A 16,419-nucleotide genomic window follows, 5' to 3' on the forward strand; every position below is an offset into this window, starting at 1 on the left:
TAATACGCACGATAGCTCTTTTTAGCTAGTTAGGGATATAAGTTCACTCTGTCCTTTTTAAATGTAATAACAATTAATAGTATTTGCTAATCTAAAGGTTAGGGATTGCAGCGGCAGCTTTTGGTCGCCATAGCGGGAAGCCTGTCTGCCGGCAGGCAGGCCCGACCCACTTGCCCTGAGGCACTCGAAGGGTGTGGGTAACGCCCGAATACTAGTGTGATTTACTGAAATAAGTTAAACATAACAAAAAGTGTCACATCCTATAAATCCAACTTGCGGGATTTTGGGTTTGTGCATCCTTAAAAATAGAAAAACTTAGGATGGTATCACCCTCCACATTTGTGGAGACTTCACCGATAACGTCCTTCGTTTTTAGTTTATCGCCTTCCTTTACGTAAACTTTAGATAGGTTTTTATACACCGTTATATAATTACCGTGCCTAATCATTACCATAGGGTTGGAATTGCGAATAGCCGTAACTTTAATGACCGTACCATTAAAAACCACACGGGCTTTGGCCTGCTTTTCGGTGGTAATTAAAACACCATTACGTTGCACGGTTAGCGACCGATCTATCAAAGAAGGTTGCTTACCATAACGCGCCTTTACAAAGCCTTTTTCTACAGGCCAAGGCAACTTGCCTTTGTTGGATACAAAATTACTAGCTAGCACTTTTTCTTCGGCCGTTAGAGCAAAACTGGCGCTGTTATTTGATGCCGTTGTCGTTTTATTAGATTTGGCTATTTCCGCCCTAACAATACGTTGTATTTCTCTATCTATTCTAGCAGCTTCCCGTTGTTTAGATTTTATTTGAGCGGTATACTTGCTTAGATCTTTACGGATAGACGCCATGATAGAGCGGTGTTGGGCTCGCTCTTTTTCTAGTGTTCTTTGTGTTTTTTTGTTTTCGGTAATTAGCTTTTGCTTCTCCTCCTTTTGCACCAATAAATCTTTGTTTATCTGCTGTAATTGAGCTGTTTTAGCTTTTATAGTTTCTCCCTGTTCTTTTTGATGACTTGTGTACTGCTTCATATACTGCAAGCGCTTGTAAGCCTGCTTAAAGTCGTTTGAAGACAAGAGAAACATAATACGACTTTGCTGGTTTCGGCTTTTATAGGACTTCACAATCATAGCCGCATAGTCGTCCTTTAATAATTTTAATTCGTCACGAAGGTTGCTAATCTGTTTTTGGTTATTGTTTATTTCCCTTGTTAACAAATTAGCTTGTTGATTGGTAACCTTAATCAGGTTATTCAGTACGCTTATTTTATAGTTGAAATCCTCGATTAAGGATAATTGCGACTTTTCTTTAGACTTATTCTCTGTGCGTAAGGCATTTATTTTTTGAATTTCCCTGCGAAGTTCCTGTCGGCGTGTTTCTAGCTGCTTTTGTTTACTGTTTTGGGCATACATACTATGACCACAAGGCAGAAGTATCAAAAAAAGAACTAAGATGATATGCCTTTGGTAACGCATTATAAGTCTATCTTTTTAAAACCTGAGGGAATTTTAAAAGGGAATCTCAAATCCTCGTTTAGGGATACTGACTTAAATTCCAACTCAGCAATCATTTCTTCTGTGCCCTCCACCGCAATAACTTTTACATGTTCTGGTAATACTTGGTTATCCACTTCCTGATGTGCTAAATAGTCTATAAGTAACTGTCTTCGCTCTTTAATTTGACTTAGCTCTTGTCGTGTAACCTTGAACAGAGATGGGTTAATGTGGAAAAATATTTCAAACAGTTCGCGCTGGTTTTTAGGTTGCAACAAATAATTCCCTTCATGAAGTGAAAGCCTGTAGTTTTCATCTTTTAAATTGAATAAAGCTTCACCTAAAATGATATTTTGCACTTTTTCAAAATCTAAATCTGTACCTAGCATCTTACTGAAATACTCAAAATCACCTTCAAAATAGGTGTTATCCAATTTGTTATAAAACGCTACAGCTTCAGGTGTGATTTTCGCTCTTATAACTCCAAATGTGGCACTCATCCAAAGCACTTTATCCTTTTCCATACGATAGCTTACCGTGTGCGATTGCTTTTTATCACCTTCGGAATATGTGATTTTTAATTTAGACTGTAATGTCTTAAAATCTGGGGATTTCTTAGAATTTTCTTTAATGAGTTGTTTAGTGCTTAACTTTAAATTGCTATCGCCGCCTGTAACTGTTTTTGAGGATTTACAACCTGTAAACACCAAAAAAAGCGCTACATAAAGTAAGGTAATAAGATGTTTGTATTTTAATATTTGAGGTCTCATAAAATCGTTCTCTTAAGATTTTAGGGCATTTGCCTTATCCCTAAACGTTTTTGCTTTTGCAGTATTATTCATCATTTCGTAGGCTCTAGCCAATTGATTATAAAAGTCGGCTTCCATGGCATTATCATCTACTATCCAGTCCAAACCGGACTCCAACGATGCTACTGCCTCTTTGGGCTTTTGCAATGCGTTTAACGCCACACCATGTATTAAATAACACAAGGGTTGAGCAGGATACTTTAAAATAGCCGCTTCACTTTTTGCTTTTGCGGTTTCAAATTGCTTTAAATCAATATGCAATAGTATCACATTTTTTAAGATACTAAAGCTATCACTATCCAATTTTAAGGCTTCTTCAAAATGCTTCAAAGCATTTTCCTTATCGCCTTTTTGCAGATAATATTGTCCTAAATCTGTCAAGGTTTTTGCATCAGACGCCCCATCTAATAATGATGTAGCTTCAACCAAATCTTTCTCGTATTGCGGATTTAGCTTTACAAAATTTACAAAATCCGATAGTACTTTTAATTTCGCATCAGGTTTTATAGCATTGCTTTGCACCACAATTTTCATAGAATTAATGGCTTCTTCCGTATTATTTTTATCTAAATAAAATTTGTAAAGCGCCAAATGTACTACTTGCGAATTTGGTTTTATCTCAAGTAATTCCTGTGCTGTTTCAAAGGCCTTTTCTTTCTCTCCTTGCTCGCTATAACGGTAAATTAATGCTAAATAGTTCGCTTCGTTCTTAGGGTTGTTGTCAACTCTAGACTCCAAGTTCTCTATTTGTTCCTTGGCGCGTCCTGTAGCTTTATAAATTCTATTTCTTATCACATCCCGCGCTGCCGAAATACCAAAAGATGCATCCAATTCATCTAAAATTTCAAGAGCTTCATCATACTTTTCCATTTTTATATACAAAGTTGCTAAACCCTCTTTGTAATCTGGATGGTAGCTCACCAACTGTTGCACCGTTTTAAGTGCATTTTTCAAATCGTTTTGAGACACATAATATCCATACAATTCATCCAAATACCACTCGTTGTCTGGTGCTTTGTCCACTGCTTCCTTCAGTGCATCCTCTGCAGCCCCAAAATTCTTTAAAAGCATATAGTTTTTACCTAATTCAAAATATAAAACGGCAGGCGATTTATCAAGTGCAATGCATTTTAAAAGTGCTTGTACGGCTCTATCATAGTTCTCTATACCCTTTTGTTTTAGGGCTTCAAAGAACAACTCTTGAAATTCGTCTTCAACAACTCCTAAATCATCATCGGGCGTTTTATTAAAATCAACTTGCGCATAATTTACCTGAGGAACGGTCAACATTCCAAAGAAAAAGAATATGTAGAAAAGTTGTTTCATTTTATGTTATTTGGGCGTTTCCCTCCTTAAGGTCGGGTCGGGCTTTCCGCTATGGCGGGACCAAAAGCTACCGCTGCAATCCCTAACGCAACTATCTGCCAACACCTAGCTTAAAGTCACTTTTATGCTTATCTGCAAAAGATTACTTTTTCAAGGGAATTTTTATTCCAAAACAGAATAATCACCAATGCTTATTTCTGTGAAACCGCCATCATATTTCACATGGTTTCCTATCATCGCTTTATCTAAATTAGCGTTTCTAATGGTTGTATGGTTTTGAATTAAGCTATTTTTAATATTTGAATCTTCAATAACAGTGCCATTTCCAATGGAAACATAAGGTCCTATCGAAGAATTGTTAAGCACAACATTTTCTCCTATAAAACAAGGCTCAATAATATTAGAATTTGTCAATTTCGCCGAAGACGCCACTAATTGCTCATCGCCATCAGCTTGCAAAAACCCTAACATACGTTGATTGGTTTCTATTGTAATCGTTTTGTTACCACAATCCATCCATTCATCAACAGTTCCTGTTTTAAATATTTTGCCATCCGCCATCATACGTTTAATACCATCGTTAATTTGGTATTCACCACCATTCATAACGTTCTCGTCTAAAATTTCTTGTAGTTTCCCTTTTAAAACGGCAACATCCTTAAAATAATAGATACCGATTACTGCTTGATCGCTCACAAAGATTTCTGGTTTCTCTACCAACTCCACAATTTCATCATTGGCATTAAGCTTCACAACACCATAAGCCTCTGGATTCTCAACCTGCTTCGTCCAAATCACACTATCAGCTTCAGGATCTAAATCAAACTCTGCTCTAATCAAAGTGTCAGCATACGCAATTACCGCAGGCCCAGACAATGATGGTTTTGCGCACATAATGGCGTGTCCTGTGCCTAAAGGCTTATCTTGACGGTAAATAGAAGCTTTTGCGCCTAAACTCTTTGCCAAATCCTCTAAACTTGTTACCACATCATCACCAAACCATGCTGGGTCTCCTAAAACAAAAGCTATTTCTTCAATAGGTTGTTTTAAAACTTTGGCAATGTCTTTTACTAGGCGGTGCACTATGGGTTGACCCGCAACTGGTATTAATGGTTTTGGTACTGTTAAACTATGTGGGCGAAGGCGAGAACCTCGGCCTGCCATTGGGACTATTATTTTCATTTTCCTTTGTTGATTCGTTTATGTGTTTAATTGTTTATTCGTTTGCCACGAATTCACAAATCTTTCTATTTTTATTCTGAAATTAAAAATCGTTAATCGTAATTCTTCAATCACTTCGTGCCTGTACTTCCAAATCCGCCTTCACCACGATCGGTTTCAGAAAGTATTTCTACTTCTTCCCATTCTGCTCGCTCATGCTTAGCTACAACTAATTGTGCGATGCGCTCTCCATTATTTATAGTAAAATCCTCATTTGATAGATTAACCAAAATCACACCCACCTCTCCTCTGTAGTCTGCATCAATAGTTCCTGGGGCGTTCAATACGGTAATCCCTTTTTTGGCTGCCAACCCACTTCTAGGACGCACTTGAGCCTCTAAACCAACGGGCAACTCTATGAATAAACCTGTGCCAACAATAGTACGTTCTAAAGGTTTTAATATTCTAGATTCTGTTAAACTTGCTCGCAAATCCATCCCCGCCGAAGCAATCGTTTCATAATTTGGTAAATCGTGTCTGGATTTGTTTATGATTTTAATTTTCATATTATCTTTTTAATAATTGTTTTAGTTTGTCCTTCTCTGAAAAATAAACGATTCCCAAAAATACAACTAACAAAGAAATTCCAACAACATAATTGGCTCTAAATTGATAGAAATACACTACAGAAGACCCTATGGAAACCAATAAATACGCACCTATCTTCTTAACATTATAAGGAATAGGATAGTATTTCCTACCAAAGTAGTACGATAATAAGACCATCGTGCCATAAGCGGCTAAAGTAGCAATAGCGGAGCCTTTATAACTAATAATAGGGATGAGCCATATATTTAAAGCTAAAGTAATTATAGCCCCAACAACCGATATATAGGCGCCAAATTTTGTTCTATCCGTTATTTTATACCATACGGAAAGGTTGTGATAAATCCCTAAACAAAAACTGGCGATAAGGATAATCGGTACAATCCACATAGCCTCCCAGAATTCCTCATCTCTTATAATAATAACTTTTAAAATATCTGAAAATACCACAACAGTTAATAAAATACCTGAACCAAAAATTACAAAGTATTCTAAAATTCTGGCATAATTCTTTTGTGGGTTTTTTGCTTTTGCATGACTAAAAAAATAAGGTTCTATACCCAATCGAAATGCAGTGGCGAACAACGTCATAAACAATGCTAATTTGTAACAAGCTGAAAACATACCAACTTCTTCTTCTGGGTTTTCAGCAGTAGATAAACTACTTTCTAATAAAATGCGGTTAAATGTTTCTATAGTTGTATAAGCAAGTCCTGCAATTAATACAGGAAACGCATAACGCAACATTTGTTGCCATAATTTTGAGTCGAATATGTATTTGATTTTACCATAGAACGAAAACATCAAAATAAGGGTAACGCCACTTGCAATTAGGTTTGCTATTAATACATAGTTTATTTCAAAATCAGTTTGATAAATTGAATCAAATACCTCGTTTTGTTCTGCTAAACCTGCCAACAGTAAAAAGAAAAACAGGTTTAAACCTATGTTTATGGCAACATTCGCGATTTTTATTATAGCATATTTCATAGGTTTTGCATTGGCCCTTAACCATGCAAAGGGGATAATCACTAATGCATCAAGCAATAGAATCCAGATAACAAAACTAATATGATGTGCCTCAATATTAGTGATTTCTGCTATTTGACTTTTAAATAAAAATGCTAAAATAAATATTGCCAATGAGGTGAAAACAATAGACAGTGTTGCAGTTCCAACAACTTTATCTTGATGGTCTTCTTTATTAAAAAAACGGAAAAACGCGGTTTCCATTCCATAAGCTAAAATCACATTAAAAATTGCAAACCATGAAAAGATGATGGACACTTTACCATAAACACCCACAGCCATTACCTCCGTGTAAAGTGGGGTTAATAAAAAGGTTAGCATCCTTGGTAGCACCGTTGCTAAGCCGTAAATAAATGTTTGCTTGAAAAGTGATTTAAATGCGCTCAATCGTTGGATTTTGTTCTGCTAAAAATAGGGCTTTAGTTAACGTAAACCAAAAACGAATTTAATCATTCGATTCAAAGTTAGGTCTAGAAAATTTTATCTAGACTAAAACCATATTTATATCTAAATTATTAACTTAGTCCTTATTAAATTAAGGTTTAATGAAAAAAGTTTTAAAAAAATCCTTCGTTTTTGTGTTCCATTTTAGTGTTGGATTGTTTTCTCAGAATGAAAAATTTGAACTTACTCCTCAAGGTTTTAAGAATGCTAATGATACCTCTATAGATTATGTAATTATTGATGCTCCCAATTTAACTAAAAGTCAACTTTATAGACGAACTTTAGACAATATAAAGGACTCTATTCCATCTATAAATTTCTTAAAGCCTTTTAAGAAAGACTCTATTCTTGTTAAAGGCTTTGAGTTTGAAAAAGTAAAACGAAATTTTTTACATTTTTTTGATATCTCTTACGCCGTTTCAATCAGTTTAATGGATGATAAAATTAAAATATACGCTCCTACATTTAAACTAACAGGAGGTTCTACCCATCCACAAACTCTACATCTAGTTTATACAAAATTTAGTTTTGATGGTTCGAATCTTGGTATTTATGGGAAAAAAGATAAACTTAAAAGTAAAAAAGCTAAAGTTGATTTAGAAAACTACTTTAATAATTTTATTAAACTTTACGCTTCTTCTATTAATAATTAAAGCCCCACTAAAAAGTGAGGCTTTAACAATATTTTAAAAACAATAGTGATTGGTATTAAATAATTAGCACCAATTTTATTAATTATTCAAAGCTTCTGCTCCACCAACAATTTCAAGGATTTCATTAGTAATTGCTGCTTGACGCGCTTTGTTGTAGGTCAATTTCAATTGATCTCTTAACTCAGTAGCGTTATCTGTCGCCTTGTGCATTGCCGTCATACGTGCACCATGCTCTGAAGCAAAAGAATCTCTTATACCCTTATACAACTGAGTTTTTAAAGACTTAGGAATTAATTGCTCTACAATCTGTGCTTTCCCTGGTTCAAAAATATAATCAGCATTTGTATTGGCATCACCCTCAACAGGAACAATTGGTAAAAACTGCTCTGTCATTACAATTTGTGTAGCCGCATTTTTGAATTTGTTGTAAACAATTTCAATTTTATCATACTCACCTTCAACAAACTTGTCCATCAAATCTTGAGCGATGGCAGCAACATTTTCAAACGTTAAATCGTCAAAAACCCCACTATGGTTAGCAATTACCTTATTTGATTTCTTAAATGCATCATTCGCTTTTTTTCCAATAGCTACATAAGATACTTGTTGGTTTGCATAGGTGTCAGAAGCTAATCTATTAACCTCCTTAATGATATTAGAATTAAATGCACCTGCTAAACCTCTATTTGATGTAATAGCAACAATTAGCACTTTATTTACTTCACGTTGCGTAGAGAATTTACTTCCAGAATCGGCATCTAAAGTCGCACTTAAACTTTGCAAAAGCTCAGTCAATTTATCCGCGTAAGGACGCATTGCGGTAATAGCATCCTGTGCTTTCTTCAGTTTAGCAGCCGATACCATTTTCATGGCACTGGTAATCTGCATCGTTGAAGATACTGATGATATTCTGTTACGTATTTCTTTTAGATTCGCCATAATCTCTATTTGTCATTCTGAATTTATTTCAGAATCTTTTTAAAATAAATTATGAGATCCTGAAACAAGTTCAGGATGACAACTCATTTTGAGTTTTTAATACTTACTTGATAAATCTTTTGCTACAGCAGTTAAAGTATCAATAACCTCATCCGTTAATTTACCAGACTTTAAAGTATCTAATGTATCTCTATGCTTAGCATTTAAGAATTCTATATAATCTCTTTCAAATTCTTTTACTTTCTCAACAGGAACATCTCTTAACAAGTTTTTAGAACCTGCATAAATGATTGCAATCTGATCTTCAACAGTAAAAGGATCATTTTGAGCTTGCTTTAAAATCTCAACGTTACGCTTACCCTTTTCAATTACATTCAATGTAGCTGCATCAAGGTCTGAACCAAACTTAGCAAATGCTTCCAATTCACGGAACTGTGCTTGGTCTAACTTTAATGTACCTGCAACTTTTTTCATGGATTTAATTTGAGCGTTACCACCCACACGAGATACTGAGATACCTACGTTAATAGCTGGACGCACACCAGAGTTAAATAAATCAGACTCTAAGAAAATCTGTCCATCAGTAATTGAAATTACGTTTGTTGGAATATATGCTGATACGTCACCCGCTTGAGTTTCAATAATTGGTAAAGCAGTTAAAGAACCTCCTCCTTTTACCATCGGTTTTAAAGCTTCTGGTAAATCGTTCATATCCTTAGCGATAGAATCATCGTTAATCACTTTTGCAGAACGCTCTAATAAACGAGAGTGTAAGTAGAAAACGTCTCCAGGGTACGCCTCACGTCCTGGTGGACGACGTAATAATAATGACACCTCACGATATGCTACCGCTTGTTTAGATAAATCATCATAAATAATTAATGCTGGACGACCTGTATCTCTAAAATACTCACCAATTGCAGCACCTGCCATTGGAGCATATACCTGCATTGGCGCAGGATCTGATGCGTTTGCAGCCACAATCGTAGTATAGGCTAATGCGCCTCTATCTTCCAATGTTTTTGCAATGTTTGCTACGGTAGATGCTTTTTGTCCTACAGCAACATATATACAATATACAGGCTCACCTGCATCGTAAAATTCTTTTTGATTTAAGATGGTGTCAATACAAACTGTTGTTTTACCAGTTTGACGGTCGCCAATTACCAACTCACGCTGACCACGACCCACAGGAATCATCGCGTCGATAGACTTAATACCTGTCTGTAATGGCTCAGTTACTGGCTCACGGAAAATAACCCCAGGTGCCTTACGCTCTAATGGCATTTGGTACGTTTCTCCTGAAATAGCACCTTTACCGTCAATTGGGTTACCTAATGTATCTACAACACGACCAACAATACCTTCACCTACGTTAATAGAAGCAATTTTTCCAGTACGCTTTACTGTAGAACCTTCACTAATTCCTGTTGAAGCACCTAATAATACAATACCAACGTTATCTTCTTCAAGGTTAAGAACGATACCTTCTAATCCACCATCAAACTCCACTAGCTCGCCGTATTGTGCATTTGATAATCCATAGGCACGTACAATACCGTCACCAACAGTAAGTACTGTTCCTACTTCATTTAACGAAGCTGAGGCTTCAAAACCTTCAAGTTGTTGTTTTAAGATTGCTGATACTTCAGCTGGTTTTACTTCTGCCATCTTATTTTAATTTAATGTAAATTCTCTTTTTAATTTATCTAGTTTGTTAGAAATACTTGCATCAAACTGCTTATCTCCAACTCTTAGGACGAAACCACCAAGAATGCTTTCATCTATAATACTTTCTAATTCTACTGTTTTATTGGTAAGCTCTTTTACCTTAGCTAAAACTTTTTTCTCTAAATCTTTGGTAAGTGCTACTGCCGTGGTTACTTGAGCAACTTCTTTACCATTGTGCTCATCAAATAACGCGCTATATTTCACGGCAACGTCATTCAAAATATCAATTCTTTTGTTAGAAATTAAAAGATCGATAAGCCCATTTGTTACTTTATTCACCTTAGGAAATATAGCTAATAATGATGCTTTTTTTACTTCCGTCTTAATAACGGAGTTGCTCAAAACAGTAGCCAACTCCTCATTTTCTGAGATAGTATTGGCAATAAGCTTCATATCATCATTAACCTTATCTGCTTTTTTTTCAGAAAGGGCCAAACTCAATACTGCCTTTGCATAACGTATAGCTGCTCTTGTTCCTGCCATAATTCTTTCTTAGTTTAAAGTAGCATCGTCTAATAGCGACTCCACTAACTTTTCTTGCTTTCCTTTATTTGCTAGTTCTCCTTGAACTACTTTTTCAGCTATGTCAATGGATAAGTTCGCCACTTGAGCTTTTAAATCGGCAATCGCAGCTTTCTTTTCTGTTTCAATACTCGCTTGAGCTTGAGCAATTAACTTAGCTGCTTCTGCCTGAGCCTCCCCTTTAGCATCCTCTATCATTTTATTCTTCAAGTCCCTAGCATCCTTTAGCATTGCTTCACGCTCTGCTCTAGCTTCTTTTAATAATTTATTATTATCTGCTTGAAGATTTTCCATTTCTAATTTTGCTTTTTCAGCAGAATCCAATGCATTTTTAATACCCTCTTCACGGTCATTTAATGCATTAAGAATTGGTTTCCACGCGAATTTTACCAAAAGGAAAATAAGCACAAGGAATAAAACAGTTTGCTTCACAAATAAATCAAGCGAAAAATTTTCTAATAACTGATCCATAATATTTTATAAATACTTTTTACTATTTCTTAAAAAAACCATTTCCTGCAACCAACCGTTGCAGGAAAATGGTGGTGTTCGTTTACGACTTCCCTAAGAAAATCGCCGCGAAAGCAAGTCCTTCCAAAAGTGCTGCAATAATAATCATTGCTGTCTGGATTTTTCCAGACGCTTCTGGTTGACGCGCGATACCTTCCATGGCACCTCTACCAATTTGCCCTAAGCCTATACCGGCACCGATTACAATTAAACCAGCACCTACTAACATAGGAACTACTGAAGGGGCTTCTTGAAGCATTGCTAAAAACATAATTTAAATATATATAGTTAAAAAATAAATTCTACTTAATGATGCTCTGGCTCTTCAACCGCCATTCCGATAAATAAAGCTGAAAGCATTGTGAAAATATAAGCTTGTAAGAAGGCCACCAGAACTTCTATAAGCGTAATAAATAATGATAAAACAAATGATAATAAGGTTGAGCCCACCGCTGTCATCTGCTGCTGCATAGTAATACCAATTGCAATAAGACTCATTACTACAATATGTCCTGCTGTTATATTTGCGAATAAACGTACCATCAAGGAAAAAGGCTTAATAATAAGTGTTCCCGCTAGTTCGATAACTGCTAATAACGGACGCAAGAAATATGGTACCCCAGGCATCCATAATTGGTGACTCCAGAAATGACCATTACTACTAAATAAATAAACTACCAAGGTAATTAAAGCTAATGCTGCCGTAACTGCTAACTGGCCTGTTACATTAAAACCAAAAGGTGTTAGCCCAAAGAGGTTTAAAATCCAGATAAAAAAGAAAACAGTCATCAAATACCCTGTAAACTTTCTGTATTTTGGACCAATATTTGGTTTTGCAATTTCATCACGCACATATAAAACCAATGGTTCTAACACACGACCAAAACCAGTAGGTACTTTTTTTGTTTTATATTGTTTTGCCAATCCACCAAACCAAAGCAACATCAATAAGCCTATCAATAAAATTCCAAAAACACTTTTTGTAATTGACAAATCAAAAGGTGTAGATGCATTTACTGGATGGTGTTCATCATCAAACTTAACCTCAGTTGCACCTTCTTCCAGTTCATAAATCTTACCATGTAATCTTACAAACTTGCTGCCGCCTTTTTCTACTATTTCTTTTCCATTATCATCATGATGAAACGCAGAAGACATAAATGCAGTCAAACCGTTTTCTCCCCACAAAATAACTGGAAGCGGAAAACCTACATGGTGTTCTTCACCGTCAGAGAAATAAGAAAATAGGTGGAAGTCGTGAGAATCCTTAACGTGATGTTGAATATATTCGTTAATCTCTTCTGGTGTATTAACAGGATCACCATGACCTTTTTTGTTTTTGTCTCCAGAAGCAAATGCTGTTAACGTAAGAAGTAAGCCTAGAGTTAAAGACGTAATTGTTTTTGATAATACCTTCATTCGTTTATAGTTCCTTTATGATCTGAATAATGAGGTCTAAAATTCGGCGCAAAGATAGGTATTATTTTTAGACTTAAAAGTCCTTACGACTCATTTTTTAAATGAGAATTTTTATTAAGCAATTTCCTTATCAAAATCACTTCAATAATTAAAAATAAAATTATGGGAATCAGTAAGTTAACGCTTTCTGTGTTTGTAAATGCATCTGTTTTAAAAATAGGTCTATAGAATATCAAAAAGAATAAAACTAGTTTTAAAACTACACTAGCCAAATACAAAAAGCCTATTTGATCGTTATATTTTTGCTGATTTGAAAGGTACAATACCGTTGAACATGTGAGTAAGCTAAATGCACCATTGAATAAGTAGATAACGTCTAAAGGTACAGGAGATTTATCTGATATAGAAACAAATACATGAACATGTAAGTAATAAATGAAAAGTGAAACTAAAGCAAGTAAAATACCATATAAACGTATTTGTTTCATGAGTCTTTATCCATTCTATTTACACGATAAATAATAAGAAACATAGATGCAAATATGGCCACGAGTGTTACTGTTGTTTCTAAAAAGGAAGTTTCTAACTTTTTATCCAACCATATCCCTAGCAAATTTCCAAGAAAAATGGTAATGGCCATTTGCAAGCCAATTCCGGAGAACGTTGCCCAATTTCTAAGCTGTTTTCCCGGTTTCTTCTGGTTTTTTTCTTGCTGGCTCACCGTTTGTCATGGGTTTTACAGTGCCTTTCATTGCACACGTTACATTAAATGTAGCTCCTGGCTCAACGGCTAGTTTACCAACTACAACTTCACCTTCAATAAATGCTGAGGATTTTAAGGTTAACGTACCTGACAAGGACAGTTTACCCGAAAATTTACCTTCAAAATAAGCATCCGTACCTTGTATAGTACCTTTGATAAAACCATCTTTACCAACCACTAGTTTTCCTGAAGTTTTAATATTACCTTCAACAGTACCGTCTATTCTAAAATCGCCCGGACTATTAAAATCACCAACAATTTTGGTGCCTTGGGCTATGATATTTTGGCTTGATTGATTTTCCATTGTTTGTTTGTCTTTTTTGTTTTCTGTAAACACAACATTTGGGGTTAAGGGTTATTCAAATTTAAGTAGGCATCCAAATTCTTATGAATTTGTAGTATCTGATAATTTGCAGATGATACTGCAAAATAGGGCTCTGTTATTTTTTTTACGTCTTTGTCTAGTAATATTTGGTCAAATGTTTTTGCCACCTGTGCATTTCTTAAACCATGCACCACTACAAAGGTAGTGTTTGTATCATAAACATCTATTGAACTCTTTAATTTATAATACCTTACGTTTTCTAAAACAGAGTCTAAAGTTGTTTTAAATTCATTTATTTTAACAGTGTTATTTCTATCAAATTTAAATACCACTTTAAATCCACTGGAAATACTATCGTTTACAAATGCTGCACTTTCTAGTTTAGGTAGCATTTCATTTGCCATTCGTTGCGCTTGTTGTCCCTCAGGTGTATTAGCATAGGTTACGGCAATATAATTTATAGCCTTTTTGTAAGCATCAAAACCTAGTAATCGTCCTGATGCTGTTGCCTTCAACAATTCAAATTTAGGAACAATAGGATCGCCCTCAAATGCTTGTATATATTCTTCACTTTGATTGATTACTATTTCATAATCTTGGGAAACGTGAACGTCATACAGTTTTTCATAAAGCGCCAAAGGACTATTTTCATCTTTTAAGGCTACCGATTCTGGATTGGTTAAAATAGCAGCATATCTACTTTCAGGATAATTTGAAACAATATCATTCTTAGCTATTGTTGCTTCATCATGTTGCTCCAATAACTCATAAATTTTATATAAATTATATTTTGAAGGCAGTATTAAACGCTCTTCTGGATTGCTTTCCAGTAATTCCTTAAACTTATCTTTAGCTAGATTGAACTCCTTAAATTTTTCCTTGTAAATTAAGCCTAATTGATAATAGGCATAATTCCGATCTTTTGAAATACTATCAATTTCCTTAGCATCAGAAGGTATTCTTGAAATATAAAACTGTGGGTCAAAACGCTCGTCTTCACTGGCACTAGCAGCAATATCTGCTGTGGTTCCTGAATTTCCGCCAGCGGAAGCTCCTTTGTTTGACCATCTCCAGTTATCCTCTAAAGGTCTATCTCCCCAAATTTTTAAAAACTCGTTTTTACCAAAGGCTACGGTAGTTGGATTGTAAAAATAAAAGCCTCCACCTTGGTTAGGCACGCCAGGACCTCCAGCGCCAATATTTCTATTCCCTATTTGATTGCCTACAGTAGCCAATCCATTGTTGCGCTTTAAAGCCTCTTGCTTCTTTTCTTCCTCCTCAGCCTTATCTTTTAAATCTGCTACAAATTTCTCAAAATAAGCAAGCTTTTCAGCTTCGGGTAAACGCACTAAGCCCAAAATACTATCATCCACCTTAGCGACACTTTCATAATAAATGACATCCTCTAAATTATCACGTTTCCGCTTTATGGTTCTGTAGGGTTTAGAATTGAGCTTAAGATTTGCCAATGTGCTATCATAATATGCACCGGCATCGGCGTAAAGCCTTTTATCAAAAGTCATATCGCCTAAAATCTCATAATTTCTAGCCTTTAGTTTTTGATCTCGTGTGTTTGTCCGCAAGGATTTATTAAAGTAGCGAGATGCCAACTCAACCGATTCGCCTTTTAAATGGTGCATTCCTATAACATGATAAATCCTATCCAAAAATGGACGGTTTTCTCTGTTGGTTTCTAATTCCTCAAGTAATTCAGATAACACTAGCTTGTCTCCATTTTCATAATCAAAATTTTTAACCTTTTCCAAATATGCACTTATCATGTAAATACGTGGTGTTTTTCTATTGAGTTCAATCACCTCGTCAAAAACGATATTCGCACTATCCTTATATCCTAATTCATTATATAATTGCCCTTGGATAAAACTATAACGTCCTCGCTCTTCATTACTTTTAGTAGCCTCAGCAGCAACTTCAAGCAAAGTGATAGCTGTATCAATTACTTTGATATTTAAATATGCCTGTGCCAACATTGATGTAGCATCTGCTAAATCTTGATCTTCTAAATCCTCTTGCTTTAATAAACGCTTTAGATTTTTTATGGCCAACTCATCATTTTCTAAACGAATATTGGTTTTCTCTCGCCAAACCTTTGCCTGATTAATCTTATCACTAGCGGGGTATTTGTAGAGAATATAATTGAACGCCTCAAGCGCAGGCACAAAACGTTGATCGAAGTAACGCGCCTTTCCTAAAAGTAAATACGCCTCATCCATTTGTGGATTGTACTCCTTACTTTCAATATTTATACTATGTTTTTGGATGGCCTTAACCGCCTTTTCCTCAGCTCTGGTGAAATTTTCGTTTTTTGACTGTCCAGGAAGAATGACATCCTCATCAATCTGCATGCGCTCAATAGGCAAAATCTCCCAATAATCATCTTCATAAGTATCGTTAAGGCTAGTTCTGCCTTGGTCTAAAGCATTGTAGCCATTGTAAAGCGCATTATATTCCGCAGTAACAGCATGTATATTTCTGCTTAAAAACGTGTTTTTTTTGCGAGAACAACTTGTAATGGCAAGTACGGCAAGTAGAACGTATAATGTAGGTTTAAAAAATGTTTTCAACACCCTGTTTTTATTTGTTTTCTAATAACTACAATCTCTTACATTTATTATAGTAAGTGGGTAAAAATAAGCATCTTTTTCGATTAATCTATCAAATGACAG

17 protein-coding genes are annotated in these 16,419 nt (G+C 35.4%); 1 reads left to right on the plus strand and 16 read right to left on the minus strand.

Annotated elements, in window-relative coordinates:
• Positions 1-253: 253 nt before the first annotated feature.
• From EYD45_RS07635 to EYD45_RS07660, 6 genes are all read right to left on the minus strand, one after another.
• On the minus strand, positions 254-1,477 hold the full coding sequence (locus tag EYD45_RS07635; RefSeq protein WP_130963956.1) for a murein hydrolase activator EnvC family protein: 1,224 nt from the start codon (positions 1,475-1,477) through the stop codon (positions 254-256).
• Positions 1,477-2,265, minus strand: coding sequence for a DUF4292 domain-containing protein (locus tag EYD45_RS07640; RefSeq protein WP_130963957.1), 789 nt, complete (start codon positions 2,263-2,265; stop codon positions 1,477-1,479). The genes EYD45_RS07635 and EYD45_RS07640 overlap by 1 nt, the downstream gene beginning before the upstream one ends.
• 12 nt (positions 2,266-2,277) lie before the next feature.
• Positions 2,278-3,630, minus strand: a complete 1,353-nt coding sequence (locus EYD45_RS07645) for a tetratricopeptide repeat protein (RefSeq protein WP_130963958.1) — start codon at positions 3,628-3,630, stop codon at positions 2,278-2,280.
• Positions 3,631-3,792: 162 nt separating this feature from the next.
• Positions 3,793-4,812, minus strand: a complete 1,020-nt coding sequence (locus tag EYD45_RS07650; RefSeq protein WP_130963959.1) for a sugar phosphate nucleotidyltransferase — start codon at positions 4,810-4,812, stop codon at positions 3,793-3,795.
• A 110-nt stretch (positions 4,813-4,922) separates the two neighbouring features.
• Entirely contained in the window at positions 4,923-5,357 is a 435-nt protein-coding gene (dut, locus tag EYD45_RS07655; RefSeq protein WP_130963960.1) for a dUTP diphosphatase, read from the minus strand.
• 1 nt (position 5,358) lies between these two features.
• On the minus strand, positions 5,359-6,813 hold the full coding sequence (locus tag EYD45_RS07660) for a lipopolysaccharide biosynthesis protein (RefSeq protein WP_130963961.1): 1,455 nt from the start codon (positions 6,811-6,813) through the stop codon (positions 5,359-5,361).
• 158 nt (positions 6,814-6,971) lie between these two features.
• Between EYD45_RS07660 and EYD45_RS07665 the strand changes: the two genes are divergently transcribed.
• Entirely contained in the window at positions 6,972-7,523 is a 552-nt protein-coding gene (locus EYD45_RS07665; RefSeq protein WP_130963962.1) for a hypothetical protein, read from the plus strand.
• A gap of 78 nt (positions 7,524-7,601) precedes the next feature.
• Here EYD45_RS07665 and atpG read toward each other — a convergent pair whose 3' ends face one another.
• From atpG to porW, 10 genes are all read right to left on the minus strand, one after another.
• Positions 7,602-8,462: an ATP synthase F1 subunit gamma gene (gene atpG, locus EYD45_RS07670; RefSeq protein ID WP_130963963.1), complete on the minus strand. Its 861-nt coding sequence runs from the start codon at positions 8,460-8,462 to the stop codon at positions 7,602-7,604.
• A gap of 96 nt (positions 8,463-8,558) precedes the next feature.
• A complete protein-coding gene (atpA, locus tag EYD45_RS07675; protein ID WP_130963964.1) occupies positions 8,559-10,133 on the minus strand; it encodes a F0F1 ATP synthase subunit alpha in 1,575 nt (524 codons plus the stop codon).
• Between the two features lie 6 nt (positions 10,134-10,139).
• Positions 10,140-10,676: an ATP synthase F1 subunit delta gene (gene atpH, locus EYD45_RS07680; protein ID WP_130963965.1), complete on the minus strand. Its 537-nt coding sequence runs from the start codon at positions 10,674-10,676 to the stop codon at positions 10,140-10,142.
• A gap of 9 nt (positions 10,677-10,685) precedes the next feature.
• Entirely contained in the window at positions 10,686-11,186 is a 501-nt protein-coding gene (locus tag EYD45_RS07685) for a F0F1 ATP synthase subunit B (RefSeq protein ID WP_130963966.1), read from the minus strand.
• A gap of 82 nt (positions 11,187-11,268) precedes the next feature.
• Positions 11,269-11,484, minus strand: a complete 216-nt coding sequence (gene atpE, locus EYD45_RS07690) for an ATP synthase F0 subunit C (RefSeq protein ID WP_130963967.1) — start codon at positions 11,482-11,484, stop codon at positions 11,269-11,271.
• A 47-nt stretch (positions 11,485-11,531) separates the two neighbouring features.
• Entirely contained in the window at positions 11,532-12,644 is a 1,113-nt protein-coding gene (gene atpB / locus EYD45_RS07695) for a F0F1 ATP synthase subunit A (RefSeq protein ID WP_130963968.1), read from the minus strand.
• Positions 12,645-12,727: 83 nt separating this feature from the next.
• A complete protein-coding gene (locus EYD45_RS07700) occupies positions 12,728-13,132 on the minus strand; it encodes a DUF6168 family protein (RefSeq protein ID WP_130963969.1) in 405 nt (134 codons plus the stop codon).
• Positions 13,129-13,365 (minus strand): AtpZ/AtpI family protein, encoded by a 237-nt coding sequence (locus EYD45_RS07705; RefSeq protein WP_130963970.1) that lies wholly within the window; start codon positions 13,363-13,365, stop codon positions 13,129-13,131. The genes EYD45_RS07700 and EYD45_RS07705 overlap by 4 nt, the downstream gene beginning before the upstream one ends.
• Positions 13,319-13,744: a bactofilin family protein gene (locus EYD45_RS07710; RefSeq protein WP_207303299.1), complete on the minus strand. Its 426-nt coding sequence runs from the start codon at positions 13,742-13,744 to the stop codon at positions 13,319-13,321. The genes EYD45_RS07705 and EYD45_RS07710 overlap by 47 nt, the downstream gene beginning before the upstream one ends.
• Positions 13,745-13,755: 11 nt before the next feature.
• Positions 13,756-16,317 (minus strand): type IX secretion system periplasmic lipoprotein PorW/SprE, encoded by a 2,562-nt coding sequence (porW, locus tag EYD45_RS07715; protein WP_130963972.1) that lies wholly within the window; start codon positions 16,315-16,317, stop codon positions 13,756-13,758.
• Positions 16,318-16,419 lie beyond the last annotated feature (102 nt).

The sequence above is a fragment of the Hyunsoonleella flava genome (genome assembly GCF_004310325.1).
Lineage (GTDB): Bacteria > Bacteroidota > Bacteroidia > Flavobacteriales > Flavobacteriaceae > Jejuia > Jejuia flava.

What these genes read in the sequence shown, in the direction of transcription:
- EYD45_RS07635 (WP_130963956.1), bottom strand. Translation starts at nt 1,477, where the DNA reads ATGCGTTACCAAAGGCATATCATCTTAGTTCTTTTTTTGATACTTCTG.
- EYD45_RS07640 (WP_130963957.1), bottom strand. Translation starts at nt 2,265, where the DNA reads ATGAGACCTCAAATATTAAAATACAAACATCTTATTACCTTACTTTAT.
- EYD45_RS07645 (WP_130963958.1), bottom strand. Translation starts at nt 3,630, where the DNA reads ATGAAACAACTTTTCTACATATTCTTTTTCTTTGGAATGTTGACCGTT.
- EYD45_RS07650 (WP_130963959.1), bottom strand. Translation starts at nt 4,812, where the DNA reads ATGAAAATAATAGTCCCAATGGCAGGCCGAGGTTCTCGCCTTCGCCCA.
- dut (WP_130963960.1), bottom strand. Translation starts at nt 5,357, where the DNA reads ATGAAAATTAAAATCATAAACAAATCCAGACACGATTTACCAAATTAT.
- EYD45_RS07665 (WP_130963962.1), top strand. Translation starts at nt 6,972, where the DNA reads ATGAAAAAAGTTTTAAAAAAATCCTTCGTTTTTGTGTTCCATTTTAGT.
- atpG (WP_130963963.1), bottom strand. Translation starts at nt 8,462, where the DNA reads ATGGCGAATCTAAAAGAAATACGTAACAGAATATCATCAGTATCTTCA.
- atpA (WP_130963964.1), bottom strand. Translation starts at nt 10,133, where the DNA reads ATGGCAGAAGTAAAACCAGCTGAAGTATCAGCAATCTTAAAACAACAA.
- atpH (WP_130963965.1), bottom strand. Translation starts at nt 10,676, where the DNA reads ATGGCAGGAACAAGAGCAGCTATACGTTATGCAAAGGCAGTATTGAGT.
- EYD45_RS07685 (WP_130963966.1), bottom strand. Translation starts at nt 11,186, where the DNA reads ATGGATCAGTTATTAGAAAATTTTTCGCTTGATTTATTTGTGAAGCAA.
- atpE (WP_130963967.1), bottom strand. Translation starts at nt 11,484, where the DNA reads ATGCTTCAAGAAGCCCCTTCAGTAGTTCCTATGTTAGTAGGTGCTGGT.
- atpB (WP_130963968.1), bottom strand. Translation starts at nt 12,644, where the DNA reads ATGAAGGTATTATCAAAAACAATTACGTCTTTAACTCTAGGCTTACTT.
- EYD45_RS07700 (WP_130963969.1), bottom strand. Translation starts at nt 13,132, where the DNA reads ATGAAACAAATACGTTTATATGGTATTTTACTTGCTTTAGTTTCACTT.